The 13,766-nt window shown below is 53.1% G+C and carries 16 protein-coding genes and 1 other RNA gene; 10 read left to right on the top strand and 7 right to left on the bottom strand.

The window, feature by feature from the left end; translation table 11 throughout:
• Nucleotides 1-3 precede the first annotated feature (3 nt).
• On the bottom strand, nt 4-570 hold the full coding sequence (locus tag AB8615_RS06790) for an SspB family protein (RefSeq protein ID WP_409431870.1): 567 nt from the start codon (nt 568-570) through the stop codon (nt 4-6).
• A gap of 134 nt (nt 571-704) precedes the next feature.
• On the opposite strand from AB8615_RS06790, the gene AB8615_RS06785 reads away from it, so the two are divergent.
• A complete protein-coding gene (locus AB8615_RS06785; protein WP_409431869.1) occupies nt 705-2,078 on the top strand; it encodes a cytochrome P450 in 1,374 nt (457 codons plus the stop codon).
• Entirely contained in the window at nt 2,044-2,358 is a 315-nt protein-coding gene (locus AB8615_RS06780) for a hypothetical protein (RefSeq protein WP_409431868.1), read from the top strand. The genes AB8615_RS06785 and AB8615_RS06780 overlap by 35 nt, the downstream gene beginning before the upstream one ends.
• Nucleotides 2,359-2,376: 18 nt before the next feature.
• Here AB8615_RS06780 and AB8615_RS06775 read toward each other — a convergent pair whose 3' ends face one another.
• From AB8615_RS06775 to AB8615_RS06765, 3 genes are all read right to left on the bottom strand, one after another.
• Nucleotides 2,377-2,829 (bottom strand): hypothetical protein, encoded by a 453-nt coding sequence (locus tag AB8615_RS06775; RefSeq protein ID WP_409431867.1) that lies wholly within the window; start codon nt 2,827-2,829, stop codon nt 2,377-2,379.
• A 146-nt stretch (nt 2,830-2,975) separates the two neighbouring features.
• Nucleotides 2,976-3,336, bottom strand: a transfer-messenger RNA (tmRNA) gene (ssrA, locus tag AB8615_RS06770).
• 70 nt (nt 3,337-3,406) lie between these two features.
• Nucleotides 3,407-3,706, bottom strand: a complete 300-nt coding sequence (locus AB8615_RS06765) for a DUF2853 family protein (protein WP_409431866.1) — start codon at nt 3,704-3,706, stop codon at nt 3,407-3,409.
• A gap of 125 nt (nt 3,707-3,831) precedes the next feature.
• On the opposite strand from AB8615_RS06765, the gene AB8615_RS06760 reads away from it, so the two are divergent.
• The 3 genes from AB8615_RS06760 to AB8615_RS06750 are packed head-to-tail and all read left to right on the top strand — an operon-like array spanning nt 3,832 to nt 7,189.
• Complete coding sequence (locus AB8615_RS06760) at nt 3,832-4,926, top strand: M20 family metallopeptidase (protein WP_409431865.1); 1,095 nt, start codon at nt 3,832-3,834, stop codon at nt 4,924-4,926.
• Entirely contained in the window at nt 4,923-6,059 is a 1,137-nt protein-coding gene (locus AB8615_RS06755; protein ID WP_409431864.1) for a hypothetical protein, read from the top strand. The genes AB8615_RS06760 and AB8615_RS06755 overlap by 4 nt, the downstream gene beginning before the upstream one ends.
• A gap of 5 nt (nt 6,060-6,064) precedes the next feature.
• Nucleotides 6,065-7,189 carry a M14 family metallopeptidase gene (locus AB8615_RS06750; protein WP_409431863.1) on the top strand — a complete coding sequence of 375 codons (1,125 nt, stop codon included), beginning with the start codon at nt 6,065-6,067 and terminating at the stop codon, nt 7,187-7,189.
• Here the strand turns inward: AB8615_RS06750 and AB8615_RS06745 are convergent.
• Complete coding sequence (locus AB8615_RS06745; protein ID WP_409431862.1) at nt 7,186-7,509, bottom strand: TM2 domain-containing protein; 324 nt, start codon at nt 7,507-7,509, stop codon at nt 7,186-7,188. The two genes, AB8615_RS06750 and AB8615_RS06745, sit on opposite strands and share 4 nt — an antisense overlap.
• Before the next feature lie 118 nt (nt 7,510-7,627).
• Between AB8615_RS06745 and AB8615_RS06740 the strand changes: the two genes are divergently transcribed.
• Together AB8615_RS06740 and AB8615_RS06735 are read left to right on the top strand one after the other, a co-directional pair.
• On the top strand, nt 7,628-8,422 hold the full coding sequence (locus AB8615_RS06740) for a thymidylate synthase (protein WP_409431861.1): 795 nt from the start codon (nt 7,628-7,630) through the stop codon (nt 8,420-8,422).
• 76 nt (nt 8,423-8,498) lie between these two features.
• On the top strand, nt 8,499-9,878 hold the full coding sequence (locus tag AB8615_RS06735) for an amidohydrolase (protein ID WP_409431860.1): 1,380 nt from the start codon (nt 8,499-8,501) through the stop codon (nt 9,876-9,878).
• Nucleotides 9,879-10,250: 372 nt separating this feature from the next.
• Here the strand turns inward: AB8615_RS06735 and AB8615_RS06730 are convergent, their stop codons facing one another.
• The gene (locus AB8615_RS06730) at nt 10,251-10,598 is read right to left on the bottom strand and encodes a zinc ribbon domain-containing protein YjdM (RefSeq protein ID WP_409431859.1); all 348 of its coding nucleotides are present in this window, start codon (nt 10,596-10,598) and stop codon (nt 10,251-10,253) included.
• Nucleotides 10,591-11,127, bottom strand: coding sequence for a hypothetical protein (locus AB8615_RS06725; protein WP_409431858.1), 537 nt, complete (start codon nt 11,125-11,127; stop codon nt 10,591-10,593). The genes AB8615_RS06730 and AB8615_RS06725 overlap by 8 nt, the downstream gene beginning before the upstream one ends.
• 45 nt (nt 11,128-11,172) lie before the next feature.
• Between AB8615_RS06725 and AB8615_RS06720 the strand changes: the two genes are divergently transcribed.
• The 3 genes from AB8615_RS06720 to hflC all read left to right on the top strand — a co-directional run bounded on the left by AB8615_RS06720 (nt 11,173) and on the right by hflC (nt 13,766).
• Nucleotides 11,173-11,697, top strand: coding sequence for a dihydrofolate reductase (locus AB8615_RS06720; RefSeq protein ID WP_409431857.1), 525 nt, complete (start codon nt 11,173-11,175; stop codon nt 11,695-11,697).
• Between the two features lie 69 nt (nt 11,698-11,766).
• Nucleotides 11,767-12,876, top strand: coding sequence for an FtsH protease activity modulator HflK (gene hflK / locus AB8615_RS06715; RefSeq protein ID WP_409431856.1), 1,110 nt, complete (start codon nt 11,767-11,769; stop codon nt 12,874-12,876).
• Nucleotides 12,876-13,766: a protease modulator HflC gene (gene hflC / locus AB8615_RS06710; RefSeq protein WP_418151945.1), complete on the top strand. Its 891-nt coding sequence runs from the start codon at nt 12,876-12,878 to the stop codon at nt 13,764-13,766. The genes hflK and hflC overlap by 1 nt, the downstream gene beginning before the upstream one ends.

Genomic DNA, 13,766 nt, shown 5'->3' with positions numbered 1-13,766 from the left:
AGGTTATTTCTTGCGGAAGCTATCGAGGCTGACGACTTTTGGACCATCATCATCGCCCGAAGGATCGTCGTCTGAGTCTGTTGGTTCCTCATTAGAGGCCGCTTTGGAGGGCTTTTCTTTGTCGGACTTTTTCGCAGGCTTCGGCGCAGGTGTTTTGGGATCAGCTTTCGCGATCTGCGTCACGGAGGCGGTCTCTGTCTTGTCCATTTCTGGCGCCGCATCAAATTGCAGCGCGAAGCCAACGGACGGATCATGAAAGCGCGTGATCGCGTGATACGGCACTTTGAGGTATTTCGGCACGCCGCCAAATTTCAGCGTCACTTCAAATTCGTCGGGATAGGCATTCAAGTCCCAGAACTGATGCTCTAGCACGATCGTAATTTCTTCGGGATATTTCGCCGCCAAGCTATCGTCAATCTCCACCCCAGGGTAGCGGGTCAGGAAGGTAATGTAGAAATGATGCGCCCCGGGCAGGCCGTCTTCTCGGATCACGCGGCGAATGGCGTCGCGCACAACCCCCCGTAGGGCGAGTTGGGTCATTTGCTCATATTGCATCAGGTCTTGGCTCATGGACGCACCCTAAACGACCGTGTGAGAGCGTCAACCTGTGCTGATGATTTCACTTAAGAATTTTTACGACACTATCGTCGCAGATGCGCACTTCGCCTTGTCATCCCACGCGGACTGCGCAACGTAGATAGAGTATGACTACCTCTCAAGCCGACACCCCACTCTTTATCCCGCCCCACGCGCAACCGCTGACGGGGGATGAGAGTTTTGCCTATGCAACGTGGAAGTTCCTCCGCAATCCGATCGAGGGTTTTGGGCCGATGGCGTATGGTCAGCCCATTGTCAGCGTGCCGAGCTTTGGCAAGAAGCTGCATATCATCACCGATCCCGAAGGCATGAACGCGGTGCTGTCCCAAGATTTTAAGCGCTTCACCAAGACCGCGATTGACGCCCGCATCCTTGGCCCAGCCACGAAAGAGGGCTTGCTCTCTGTCCATGGGGAGCAGTGGAAGCGGCAGCGTAAATCCGTCGCGCCGATGTTTGCGAAGCGTCATATGTCCGACCTTGCGCCGCTGATCACGGCGTCGATGCGAGAGTTCACAGACAAACTCGATACGCGCCCCAATATCGAATTGAACGGCGCGATGGCGGAGTTGACCTTTGACGTATTGGCTAAGGCGTTGCTGGGCGATCCGCAGGGGCTGGATAAGAACCGCTTGAAATCCGCCACGCGCAATGTGCTGACCAGTGCGGGGACTTTGCGGCCTGACGATTTGCTGCCCTTGCCAAAATGGGTGCCGCGCCCGATCTCGCCCAAGGGAGCCTCGGCGCTGCGCAAGCTGAAAAAAGCGGCAGATCAGTTGATCGCCGCGCGCAAAAAAGAACCGCAGCAGAACGACCTCGTGAGCCTGCTGATCCACGCCGAAGATACTAAGACGGGGCGCGGCCTGTCGCCCAAAGAGCAGCGCGATAACCTGATCGGCTTCTTTATTGCAGGACACGAAACAACGGCGCTGACCCTGACATGGGCGCTCTATTTGGTGGGGATGCACGCGCCGACGGCGGCGCGTATCCGCGAGGAAGTGCTATCCGTGTGCGGGGAGGGCGACATCACTTACGACGACATGGAGCGCCTGCCATTCACCCGCGCCGTGATCGACGAGACGATGCGCCTCTACCCGCCCGCGCCTATGCTCAATCGTGAATGTCATGAAGAGACAGAGATTTTAGGCCGCAAGATAGAGGTCGGGGACACATTCCTGCTCTGTAATTATGTTATGCACAGGACGGAACGGCTCTGGGATAATCCGCTCGCTTTCGATCCCGACCGCTTTATGCGCGATCCCAGTTTGCGGGCAAAGGGTAGCGCCTTTATGCCCTTCGGCGCGGGGCCTCGGATTTGCGTCGGCATGGCGTTTGCGCTGATGGAAGCCGTGATGGCGCTCGGCACGCTGGTGCGCGATTATGATATTGAAATCCCAATGGGGACATTCCCAAGGCCGCTGATGACTGTGACCCTGCGGCCAGAGGGCGGTGTGCCAGCGCGGTTGGTGCGGAGAGAGTTATGAAAATGTCCAAGTCATCGATGGAGCCGACAACTGCACCTATGACGTCTTCCGCATTACAGACGCAAAATTTGCAACAGTCTTCCCTAATGGGCAGGATATACAATTCATTGAAGACTTGATTAAAAGACTAGATGAAAGCGAGCTTTCCGCTCTCTTTGACAAGTTCTGGGATGATCGGTTGGATAAAAAAGACGTGGTTGGTATTCATGGCACATTATTTTATGAACTGGCTTATAAGAAGAAGTGTTATCCGACAAAGAAAGAGAACGATTTGATTTGAAGGCTCGGAAGCGCCCAACTATTTTCGCACAACGCGGCCAAAGACGAAACTACCGACTGCGGCGCATAATATGAAAACAACGTATATTTGCGCGAAGCCTACAAGACCAAACGCTATTGTTGGTCCATATTCCTCTGGTATTCCGTAAAAACAGTATTGTGCTGTAAAAAATGTCAGGGTTAACATTAGCCCCCAAAAGAAATCTCTCCCAATGGTCGGGCTGGCGTTACGAGATAACAATTTGAAAGCGAATACGCCAATCGGTGTAAAAAATGCGATCGCGAATACGAAAAACACATATATCATAGCAATCATGACAAATAAATCCTGGTTGACGAATGCATTATTATCCATCGCGAATAATGCGAAAGCCGCTGTCACAACAAAAGAAGAGCAGGCTGCCGCAGATATATAGGCTAAAACCGTGCGGAAGAAATTTGAGTTTGGTGGGAATAAAATATCTTGGATCATTCCCAAGACCTACAATCAAATGTTTAAATTTACGTGGATTTTGTAGCCGAAACATTGGACTTCATTTGCGCGTTTGGGACTCAAAAATTGGGCGAAGGCTGCCCATTTTTTGAGGCATTTTGTTTTTGTGGTGCGCAATTGAAGTAAGTGCAGGGTTTCTGTTGCCAGCTACCCTGCGAAGCCCGCCTTAGGTTATGAGACCTAAGGAGTTAAAGTGCGAGTTGATCGCGCTGCTTACGCGGCGAGAGCGAACTCTTCATAGTTATTGTCATTTGCAATTACTAAAATTGGGCATTTAACGGTACCCATACGAATGAAAGCTAACTTCTTTAGACGTCTGTCGATCCTATTTCGGCCCCATCAGAAGGGCTCACGAAAATGAGCCTTTGTGGTGGAGCCGCCGAGTACCGCCCCCGGGTCCAGTCCGCTTATTACAAGCGCGTTTATCATTATAGCTAGCAAGCTAGCCTGATCTATATAGGCGATCGCGGTGTTATTTCCAAGGGGTATCGCCAAACAAAAAGGCCGCCCTCCGAAGAGCGCGGCCTACCCAACTCACATATAAGTGAGAAACTAATTATGCGTGTTTGCCAAGCAGGTATAGGAAAGTCACGCGTGACTTCTGGCGTTCGTCTTTCATTTGCTGGCATACGGCTTCGATCGCTTTGTCAGCGGCAGCGGCGCTCATGCCGAGTTTCTTGGCGGCGTATCCGTCGCGCACACGGTTGCGTTCTGCTTCATCTGAACAAGAGACAAGGGATGCGTCCTTGCTACGCAGCGCAATGCCGCAATAATTGACGACTTTTTGCACATCGTCCTCGGATGCTTTTGGGTCGTATTTTTTCACATTATCCATATAATCGGATGCACTCGCCATATTGTCCTCCATAGTTACGGCTGACTATTTGTAATAATGGATTAACCATAATCGCAAGCGAAAAAAATATACGATCTGGTAAGAGTAGCATTGTTTTAGTGCGTAGTGGCACCTAAACCCGTTCTATGTCCGATGTCACGCTTACCGTTATTATCGATCAGCTTCGGCCCTTGATTGCGTTTGATACGCGCAACGGGACGGGGGATGAAGTGGCGTGTGTCAAACATTTACGCGATGTTTTGGCGGGTTTTCGTCCTGATAAACTGATCATGGAAAACGTCCCGCGATCGCGGGGGAAGTCCGATAGCGCTTTTGTGCTAGCGATTTGGGGGGAGCCGAAGACGCTGCTGAATGTGCATATAGACACTGTGCCAAGCGGGGACGGCTGGAGCGATGATCCGCTAAAGCTTCGCCAAGAGGGTGAGCGCTGGATTGGCCTTGGCACCAGCGATATTAAAGGCGCAGCCGCGTGTATTCTGGCCGCGTTGGGAACCGTCACGCCGCGAGATGTGGCTGTGTTGCTGTCAGGCGACGAAGAACATGGCAGCGAAATTATGCCAGAGGTCATAGCGCGAGGGCATCTGAACGGCGTGGCGCGAGCGATTGTCTGCGAGCCTACCTCCTGCAGTGTGGGGCGTGCCCATCGGGGTATGTTGGCGATACGCGCTGATTTCACTGGGCCAGGCGGGCATAGCTCGCTCTCGGACTCAATTGAAAAACCGCTGCTTAAGGCGGCGCAACTGGCGGCTGACATTGGCGCATATGGTATTGCTAATCTAGAATTTGGGTCTGCGCCCTATAAAGGGCTATGCGTAAATATTGGCGATATTAAAGGGGACGGCGCCTACAACGTCATTCCAACCTCGGCCAGCCTGTGGGTGTCTATGCGTCCCCCGCCCGGTGATGACGTATATGCGAGGGAGGCCGCGCTCTACCGATTGGCGGGGCCTTATGATGCGCAGATGGATACGATTGTCGCGTTTGAGCCCTTCGCCACGCGGGATATTACGGCTTTCACAGACGTCTTCAAAAATGTCGAAATCGTCGATTTGCCCTATTGGACAGAAGCGGCGATGTTGAGCAAAGCAGGGGTCAATACGGTCGTCTACGGGCCGGGAAATTTAGAACAAGCGCACCGCCCGAATGAATATGTCGAGGGCGCGCAACTGGTGACCGCCGCAGCGCATTATGCTCGCGCCCTGTCGGGTGAATTATCATGAGTGATATGCGCGATACGGTCCTGAGCAGCCTTGCCGCTGTTGGCGCGAATAATGAAGCAAAGTTTTACGCCGACTTATTTGCCCGCCAAGACCCCGAACGCTTTGCGATGATCGTGATTGACCCGCGCTGTCTCAAAGACCCGCTGCTAGAGGCTTTGGTCAATGATTTGCGAATACTCTCCAACTTGCAGCTCGCACCGATATTGCTGATCGGGGCGCTGGACGAAGACCGCACATCGATCAAGTTTCAGTCGCAACGCCTCGCTCGGGACTTAGAGCAGAGCGGTGTGAAAACGGCGAAGCTGAACACGGCGACCTATGCGCTGATCCCCGAAATTCGTAAGATCGCGCGGTCGTCTAAAATTGTGATTTTGGAAATGACCGAACGGCGCGGTCGGATGAGCCTGTCGCAACTCGTCAAAGATATTAAACCCAACAAGATTATCTTCCTGCAACCCTCGGGCGGCCTGTCCGAGGACGGGGAACGTCGGCGCAATCTGACGATCCAAGATCTGCCAGAGCTTATGACCAAGCAGATATTTAGCGCTGGGCAGATCAATTTTTTACAAAACGTGATCGAGCTTGATCGCCAAGCCGAGACGCGCCGCAGCTATATCATTGCCTCACCGCTTAACCTCCTGCCAGAGCTGTTCACGACAAAGGGCTCAGGCACGCTGATCCGACGTGAAATTTCAATCAAGAGAATCAAAAGTTTTCGTCAAATCGGCAAGGCCAAACTGACCAAATCGATCAATAAAGCCTTTGGTAAAAACGTGGACGCAGCGTTCTTCAAGCGCGATCTGTTTCAAGGTTTCGTCGAAAGCGATCTTCGCGGCGGGGCATTGTTTACACAGATGGCGGGATTGCCTTACCTGTCAAAGTTTTGGGTATTGCAAGAAGCGCGCGGCGAGGGGATAGCGCGTGATTTATGGGACGCCATGTGCGCGGATGTGCCGTCATTTTTCTGGCGATCACGCATGGATAACCCTTTTAATGACTGGTACATGCGCCACTGTGACGGCATGCAGATTAGCGGCGAATGGCGGGTGTTTTGGAAAGGGCTGGACGCCCCCGAAATACCCTCCGCGATTATCGCCGCTGCATCTGCACCCAATGACTTTAAAGAGGAATAACCCCCATGATGCTTCACATTTCATCCGCTTTTGATAGCGGAAACATCGTCGTCAAAGACATGAGCGATCCGCGCGATATTCGTCTAAATATCCGCAAAGATACCAAGTCTGATTTTTATCAGTGGTTTTATTTTCGCATCACGGGCGCGAAAGGGCAAGCCTGCCGCATGGTGATTGAAAATGCCAAGGGTGCGGCCTTTGTCGGTGGCTGGGACGGCTATAAAGCTGTGGCGAGTTATGACCGCGATGACTGGTTTCGGATTCCGACGACCCGCTATGAAAACGGGCAGTTGATCATTGAAGTCACGCCCGAACAAGACAGCCTCTATATCGCTTACTTTGCGCCTTATTCTATGGAGCGCCATGCGGATTTGATCGCGGAATGTGTGCAGCAAGAGGGTGTGAGCCTTAACGTCATCGGCCACTCGATCGAGGGGCAGTCACTGGATTGCCTGATCGTGGGTGAGGGTCCGAAACCGATCTGGGTCATTGCCCGCCAACACCCTGGCGAGAGCATGGCGGAATGGTGGATGGAGGGGTTCCTGTCGCGCCTGCTCGATACGGATGACGATGTTGCAATGTCGCTTCGCAAGGCTGCGACTTTCTATGTCGTTCCGAATATGAACCCTGATGGGTCATGTCGCGGGAATTTGCGGACCAATGTTAACGGCGCAAATCTGAACCGCGAATGGGGCGTGGCGACGTTGGAAAACTCGCCCGAAGTCCTTCACACGATTGCAGCAATGGATAAGGCTAAGCCTGTCCTCTGCCTCGATGTCCACGGCGATGAGAGCTTGCCGTATAACTTTATCGCGGGCGCAGAAGGCATCCCCGGTTATACCGAGAAGCAGGCCAAAGACCTCGCGGACTTCTTAAGCGCTTACAAAAAAGCGAGCCCTGATTTTCAAACGAAGCATGGCTACGCGACGACGGCTCCCGGAAAAGCGAATTTGACGATGTGCACGAATTTCACGGCGCACCGCTATGATTGCCTTGCTATGACGCTGGAAATGCCGTTCAAAGACAATGCAGATTATCCAGACGAGAGTGTCGGGTGGTCGCCAGACCGTGCCGCGCAGCTTGGCTTTGATGCCCTCAATGCGATACGGGATGTTGTAGAACAGCTCTAGCCGCGCGTTGCTTTGACATGCTCATATATATCTAGCGCGGTTTCGTAATTCTTGTCCCGCGCGCGATTGCCGATCAGAAAACAGTCAACGATTTGCCAGATACCTAGCCCACCAAGTGTGATAAGCTTGAACACGCCAAGGACAATGTCACCGACGATAAATCGGTCAATACCGAGCCAGCCAAGCCACATATTCCAGCCAAAGACTTCGACAGGGTTTAGCGCCTCACGCTGCAGCAGTTCCATGAATTTATAGCGCTGCCCTTCGGTAAGTGACGCAGCCATGTCGACGATTTCGCGATCATAGTGGTGTCTATCCATTGAGTCGTTCCTTATTGTTTAACAATAATAAACTGCGCTTTGTTGGGCGGGCTGTCAAGGCTGTGGATATCAGAAAAACGCGATTTCGCGAATCGCGCTGTTCAGGCTAAGCAGGGTTATGCAACAATATCTCGATCTCCTTTCTCACGTCATGGAACACGGCACAGACCGCAGCGACCGCACAGGCACTGGCACGCGCGGCGTCTTCGGCTATCAAATGCGCTTTGATCTTGCGGACGGCTTCCCGATGGTCACGACGAAGAAGCTGCACAAAAAGTCGATTGTCCATGAGCTGATCTGGTTTTTGGCAGGTGATACAAACATCAAATATCTGCAAGACAATGGCGTGCGTATTTGGGATGAGTGGGCGGATGAAAACGGCGATCTTGGCCCTGTCTATGGCAAACAATGGCGTCGCTGGGAGGGGCCAGAGGGCGCCGTGATTGATCAAGTCAAAAACGTGGTCGAAGCGATCAAGACCAACCCCCATTCTCGTCGCCACATCGTGTCTGCTTGGAACCCCGCGGACGTTGACGATATGGCCCTGCCGCCCTGTCATTGTCTGTTTCAGTTTCATGTAGCCGACGGAAAACTCTCTTGCCAGCTCTATCAGCGCAGCGCTGATATTTTCCTCGGCGTGCCGTTTAATATCGCCAGCTACGCGCTTCTGACTCATGTGATGGCGCAGGTCTGCGGGCTGGAAGCTGGGGACTTTGTTCATACATTTGGCGACGCGCACATCTATTCCAACCATTTCGAGCAAGTGCGCGAGCAGCTCTCCCGCGAGCCCCTCCCGCTCCCCCGTCTCAAGCTCAATCCAGAGGTCATGGAGATTGACGGCTTCACCTCAGATGACATCAAAATCCTCGGTTATAAAGCGCATCCGCATATTGCGGGGAAGGTCGCGGTTTAATTTGTCCGCTTCATTTGTCCTCTTGCGCTTCGTGAAAATCTGCGTCACCAAAGTGGAAACTTTGTGAGGTGACGATATGAGACAATTTCTATTAGGCACAGCAGCGATATTGATGGCGGGCTTGGCGGGGATGGCCAGCGCGCATGATCTGCCCAATGAAGTCGAGGCAGATTATGATTACGTCCTCGACCTCTATAAGCATTTCCACGAAAACCCAGAGCTATCCTTCCGCGAGGAAAAAAGCGCGGCGCGTTTGGCAAAGGAGCTACGCGGGCTTGGCTTTGACGTCACGGAACGCGTTGGCGATAACTGGGTGAAGGCGAAGGTGAAGAAAGACGTCGGCGAAGTTCTACCGGGTGTCGGCAGTTACGGGCTTGTGGCTGTGATGAAGAATGGCGACGGGCCGACTGTCATGCTCCGCGCTGATATGGACGCTCTGCCGCTGGAGGAAAAGACGGGGCTGTCTTACGCCTCCAAAGTTATCGCCACAGACCATAAAGGCAATGACGCCCCCGTCATGCACGCTTGCGCCCATGACAGTCATATGGCGATTTTGGTTGGGACAGCGCGACAACTCGTGAAGATGAAGGATGACTGGTCAGGCACGCTCGTCCTGATCGGACAGCCTGCCGAAGAGATTGGCCTCGGCGCGTTGGCGATGCTGGAAGATGGCCTGTATAAGCGTTTCCCAAAGCCTGATTACGTCCTATCGACTCACACGTCTGGCTGGGACAGCGCCGGGACAATCGCCTACACATCTGGTTACGCGCTGGCGAATGTGGACAGTGTGGATATCACGATCAAAGGTATCGGTGCGCACGGCTCCGCCCCGCATATGGGTAAAGACCCCATCGTCATCGGGGCGCAGATCATCAACGCGCTGCAAACGCTAGTATCCCGCGAGACGAACCCGCTGCAAAGCGGTGTTGTGACAGTGGGCTCGTTTCAAGCGGGCTATAAGCACAACATTATTCCAGACGAAGCGAAGCTGCTGATCACCGTGCGCAGCTATGACGACGATGTGCGCCAGAATCTGCTGGACGGAATTAAACGCATCGCGCTGGCTCAAGCGAAGTCTGCGGGACTTCCCGACGACCTTATGCCCGTCGTTAGCTATGAAAGCGACTACACGCCCTCGACTTTCAACGATCCCGAGATGACAGAACGCGTGATGGCTGCGATTTCCGAGAGCATTGGCGCAGAGAAAGTCGTGACCCGTCCTCCGAGCATGGGCGGCGAGGATTTCTCGCAATTTCACCGCTATGATAAAGACATTCCAACGCTGATCTTCTGGACAGGCGGCAATGATCCCAAAGTTATGGCAGAGGCCGCCAAAGACGGCACAACGCCCCCCGCCAACCACTCCCCATTTTTTGCTCCAAAACCGAGAGAAACCCTGATCCTCGGCGTGCAGTCCATGACGGCAGGCACAGTCGAGTTATTTAACGGGGAGTAGTGGCTAGATATTGGCTCTATTGTAAGAGACTAATCCCCGCCTTCAAACCGTGTGATACAACACCCTCGTTCTTCTGATCTTGGGACAGGAACGCGTCAGGTTTTGGATCAGAGGACGGTGTGGTTAAGCGTATCCGGTGTGACAGCCGCGTGCGTGACCCTTTTTAAGCGGGGCCGATCATTTTGATATTCTAAGGAATATCTGGATGCGAACAACTGGCCGCTGATCAACAAACACCGCCGCGAAGCTACTTTCGTGAGAAACAAACTAATTATTTCGGTATCCGTCACGGATGCTGGCTTCGCGGGCTGTCCCGCTTATTCGTTATCCTTCGCGTCCATTGGGCGGCGGAGTTATAGGCGCTTTTTCAAGCTAAGCCTTCTTAACGAACATCGTCTTCAATTTCATCGCGCCGATGCCGTCGATTTTGCAGTCGATGTCGTGATCTTCGTCGATGAGGCGGTTGATTTTGACTTTGGTGCCGACTTTGGCAACTTTGGATGTGCCTTTGACTTTCAGGTCCTTGATGATCGTGACCCAGTCGCCCTCGTCGAGGATGTTTCCATTGGCGTCTTTATAAACGCGTTCGGTAGAAAATTCAGGATTGGCGCTCCACTCATGGGCACATTCGGGGCAGACCATCAGCGCGCCGTCTTCATAAGTATATTCGCACGCGCATTGCGGGCAGGGAGGGAGGGCCGTGGGAGGGAGGTCAGACATCGCGTTCCAATCTGTTTTTAACGATCCACCAGATTACAATAGCGCCCACCATCTTCCCCGCAATGCTCATAGTGACATTGGGCAGTGTGAGTTGATCGGGACGGATGAGGTCTGCGCCGTAGAGAAAGATCGTCGTATCAAGCGGCGCGGCAATGGCGGAGGATAGCAAGACACGGGTGGAAAGCTTGTATTTGGTGAAGGTGAACAGCGCCCAATCGACCATTTCCGCAATCGCGAAAGCGGCGCCGCTGGCGACCGCGAGTTCTGGCCCCGCCGCCCAAGCGGTCAGGCCGAGCGCAACCGCCATAGCGAGCAAGACCCAATGCCCGACCTCGCGCTGCGCAAAATCTCGCACGACCAGCACAAGGCCCGTCACTATCGTCACAGGGTTGAACGCCCAACCCGGCAGGACTTCCCACATCGGCGCCCACGTAAAACTCCAATTAATGAAAGGGATCAACAGGACATAGAGGATCGTATATTTGATAAAGGCCGAGCGCTTCGGGGCGATATTGGAATAAGTGGACATTTTGTTCTCTATACGTAGCGCTGGGCCTCGTGTAACCCACTTTCCATGTCTACGAATCCTAAGCTCTCTTTGATTGTCGCGAAATCGAGAAATAATGTGATTGGCCGCGATGGCGACTTGCCGTGGCGCCTGTCTAGCGATTTGCAATTCTTCAAAGCGACTACGATGGGCAAGCCTGTTTTGATGGGGCGGGTGACGTGGGAGAGCTTACCGTTCCCGCTGCCAGGGCGGCCGAATTTGGTGCTGACGCGGGACGCGAATTATTCTGCGCCCAAAGCTGAAGTCTTTACTGATCTGCACGATATGATCGGGCGGGGCTATGAATTGGCGGGATTGACGGGGACGGACGAGATTATGTTGATCGGCGGGGCGCAGCTTTATGCGCGGCTCTTGCCCTTTTGCGACCGTCTTTATATTACGGATGTGGACGCAGTAATTGACGGAGATGCGCATTTCCCCGCAATCTCGGCCTTTGATTGGCAGTTGAGCCGCGAAACAAATGTGCCGCAGGGTGAAAAAGACGACTATCCTTTCACAATTCGCGTATATGATAAAAAGACTGCGCAATAATGTAAGTGAAAAACCTTGATAAGGGACATCAGGCGTCCCACATAAAGCCTAAGTATAAATGGAGATAACATGCCAGATAATAAAAGTCCTTGGGGCCCCAAAGGTGGGTCCGGTGGTAAGAAGAACCCTTGGGGCGGCGCCGGGAAACCCGATCGCGCCCGTCCAGGTGCGAATGACGCATCGCCTGATCTGGAGAATGTGATCGAAGGATTTAAGTCCCGCGTGCGCGCTGGCGGTGGTGGCGGTGGACGTCGCGGCGGTCGCCCAAGCGGACCGATCGAGAAGTTTGGACCTTTCGGCCTTGTCGCGGGTGCAGCAGCTGTTTTCCTCGTCCTATCGATGTTTTACACAGTTGACCAAACGGAACGCGCAGTCGTTTTGCGCTTTGGTGAATATGTGCGGACCGAAGGGCCAGGCTTGAAGTTCAAACTCCCATCCCCTGTTGAAACAAAGATCGTCATGGAAACAGAGGTGGTTCAGCAAGAAGAGATCGGCGATTCTCGGGGTCAAAGCTTGATGCTGACAGGTGATGAGAACATTGTGGACATTGACTTCACAGTCCTCTGGCGGATCAAAGACCTCAATAATTTCATCTTCAACGTCGACGAAACACGCAACGCTGTTCGAGCTGTAGGCGAGAGTGCGATGCGCGAAATTGTCGGTAAGAATGAGCTTGAGAAGATCATCACAACGGATCGTTTGAACATCACGATCTCTGTGCGGGATTTGATGCAAAAGACGTTGGATGAATATGCAGCGGGTGTCGAGGTGGTCGAAGTGCAACTCCAAAAAGCAGACCCACCCGAGGGTGAAGTGGTCGCGGCGTTCCGCGATGTCGTGAATGCGGCGCAAGATGCCGAGACAGTCGTCAACCAAGCGACAGCTATTCAAAACGATCTCATCCCTCGCGCTCGCGGTGAAGCGGCGCAGATTATTCAGGATGCAGAGGCCTATAAGGGTCGCGTGGTGGCTGAAGCCAAGGGTGAAGCCGAGCGTTTCCGCTTGATCTATCAAGAATATAAAGCCGCGCCAGTCGTGACGCGTCAACGGATGTATCTTGAAACGATAGAGCAGCTTTATGAGAACTCCGACAAAATCGTGTTGGATGAACAAGCCGGTAGCGGCATGGTGCCGTATCTGCCCCTCAATCAGTTACAACAAAAACAAGGAGCAAACTAATGCGTAAATGGACCGTTTTAGGCGTCCTCGCTGGACTGCTCGTGATTGGATTTTTCCTCTGCACATTCATCGTCAAGCAGTGGGAGCAAGCGATTGTCTTCCAGTTTGGTGAAGCCAAGCGCGTTGAAAACACATGGGGCGAGACGGCCGATGCTGGCTTGAAATTTAAATATCCTTGGGAAAATGCTGTGACCTTGGATCGCCGCAATCTTGAGGTTGATTTGAAACCCGTTGAGTTGTTGGCAGCTGACCAAGAACGCCTCGTGGTCGATGCTTTCATACGCTACCGTATCATGGATCCAATTCGCTTTTACGAAGCTTTGCAGACAGAGCGCGGTGCGCAATTCCAGTTACAGTCTATCATGGACTCTACCTTGCGTGACGTTTTGGGTCGTGTGGAATCGCCCGAAATTATTTCTGGCCGTCGTGCTGAGCTGATGGCGGAAATCCAGGATGTGTCTAACTCTGTTGCCAAAGATAAAAAATTCGGTGTCGAGATTATTGACGTTCGGATCAAACGGGCCGACTTGCCGCAAGAAAACGCGGAGCGTGTGTTCCAACGTATGGTGACGCAGCGTCAGCAGGAAGCCTCTGGTATCCGTGCCGAAGGAGCAGAGCGAGCGCAAGAAATCCGCGCAACGGCGCAAAAGACTGCGACTGTTATTCGTGCGGAAGCGCAGCAAAAGGCCGAGATTATTCGCGGTGAGGGCGACCAAGAGCGGAATGCGATTTACGCCAGTGCTTACAACCTCGACCCAGAATTCTTCGCGTTCTCACGGTCAATGAAGGCTTACGAAAAGGGCCTGGGTAAGGGTACGACATATGTGTTGTCACCTGACTCCGATTTCTTGAGCTATCTTGATAATCAAGGCGGCCCGCGCCGCCGCTAG

Origin of the sequence: Litorimonas sp. RW-G-Af-16 (assembly GCF_048319245.1) — a bacterium.
Classification (GTDB): Bacteria; Pseudomonadota; Alphaproteobacteria; order Caulobacterales; family Maricaulaceae; genus Litorimonas.
The sequence above is the reverse complement of the archived record's forward strand: the minus strand, read 5'-3'. Positions and strand labels throughout refer to the sequence as shown.

What these genes read in the sequence shown, in the direction of transcription:
- AB8615_RS06790 (WP_409431870.1), bottom strand. Translation starts at nt 570, where the DNA reads ATGAGCCAAGACCTGATGCAATATGAGCAAATGACCCAACTCGCCCTA.
- AB8615_RS06785 (WP_409431869.1), top strand. Translation starts at nt 705, where the DNA reads ATGACTACCTCTCAAGCCGACACCCCACTCTTTATCCCGCCCCACGCG.
- AB8615_RS06775 (WP_409431867.1), bottom strand. Translation starts at nt 2,829, where the DNA reads ATGATCCAAGATATTTTATTCCCACCAAACTCAAATTTCTTCCGCACG.
- AB8615_RS06765 (WP_409431866.1), bottom strand. Translation starts at nt 3,706, where the DNA reads ATGGCGAGTGCATCCGATTATATGGATAATGTGAAAAAATACGACCCA.
- AB8615_RS06760 (WP_409431865.1), top strand. Translation starts at nt 3,832, where the DNA reads ATGTCCGATGTCACGCTTACCGTTATTATCGATCAGCTTCGGCCCTTG.
- AB8615_RS06755 (WP_409431864.1), top strand. Translation starts at nt 4,923, where the DNA reads ATGAGTGATATGCGCGATACGGTCCTGAGCAGCCTTGCCGCTGTTGGC.
- AB8615_RS06750 (WP_409431863.1), top strand. Translation starts at nt 6,065, where the DNA reads ATGATGCTTCACATTTCATCCGCTTTTGATAGCGGAAACATCGTCGTC.
- AB8615_RS06745 (WP_409431862.1), bottom strand. Translation starts at nt 7,509, where the DNA reads ATGGATAGACACCACTATGATCGCGAAATCGTCGACATGGCTGCGTCA.
- AB8615_RS06740 (WP_409431861.1), top strand. Translation starts at nt 7,628, where the DNA reads ATGCAACAATATCTCGATCTCCTTTCTCACGTCATGGAACACGGCACA.
- AB8615_RS06735 (WP_409431860.1), top strand. Translation starts at nt 8,499, where the DNA reads ATGAGACAATTTCTATTAGGCACAGCAGCGATATTGATGGCGGGCTTG.
- AB8615_RS06730 (WP_409431859.1), bottom strand. Translation starts at nt 10,598, where the DNA reads ATGTCTGACCTCCCTCCCACGGCCCTCCCTCCCTGCCCGCAATGCGCG.
- AB8615_RS06725 (WP_409431858.1), bottom strand. Translation starts at nt 11,127, where the DNA reads ATGTCCACTTATTCCAATATCGCCCCGAAGCGCTCGGCCTTTATCAAA.
- AB8615_RS06720 (WP_409431857.1), top strand. Translation starts at nt 11,173, where the DNA reads ATGTCTACGAATCCTAAGCTCTCTTTGATTGTCGCGAAATCGAGAAAT.
- hflK (WP_409431856.1), top strand. Translation starts at nt 11,767, where the DNA reads ATGCCAGATAATAAAAGTCCTTGGGGCCCCAAAGGTGGGTCCGGTGGT.
- hflC (WP_418151945.1), top strand. Translation starts at nt 12,876, where the DNA reads ATGCGTAAATGGACCGTTTTAGGCGTCCTCGCTGGACTGCTCGTGATT.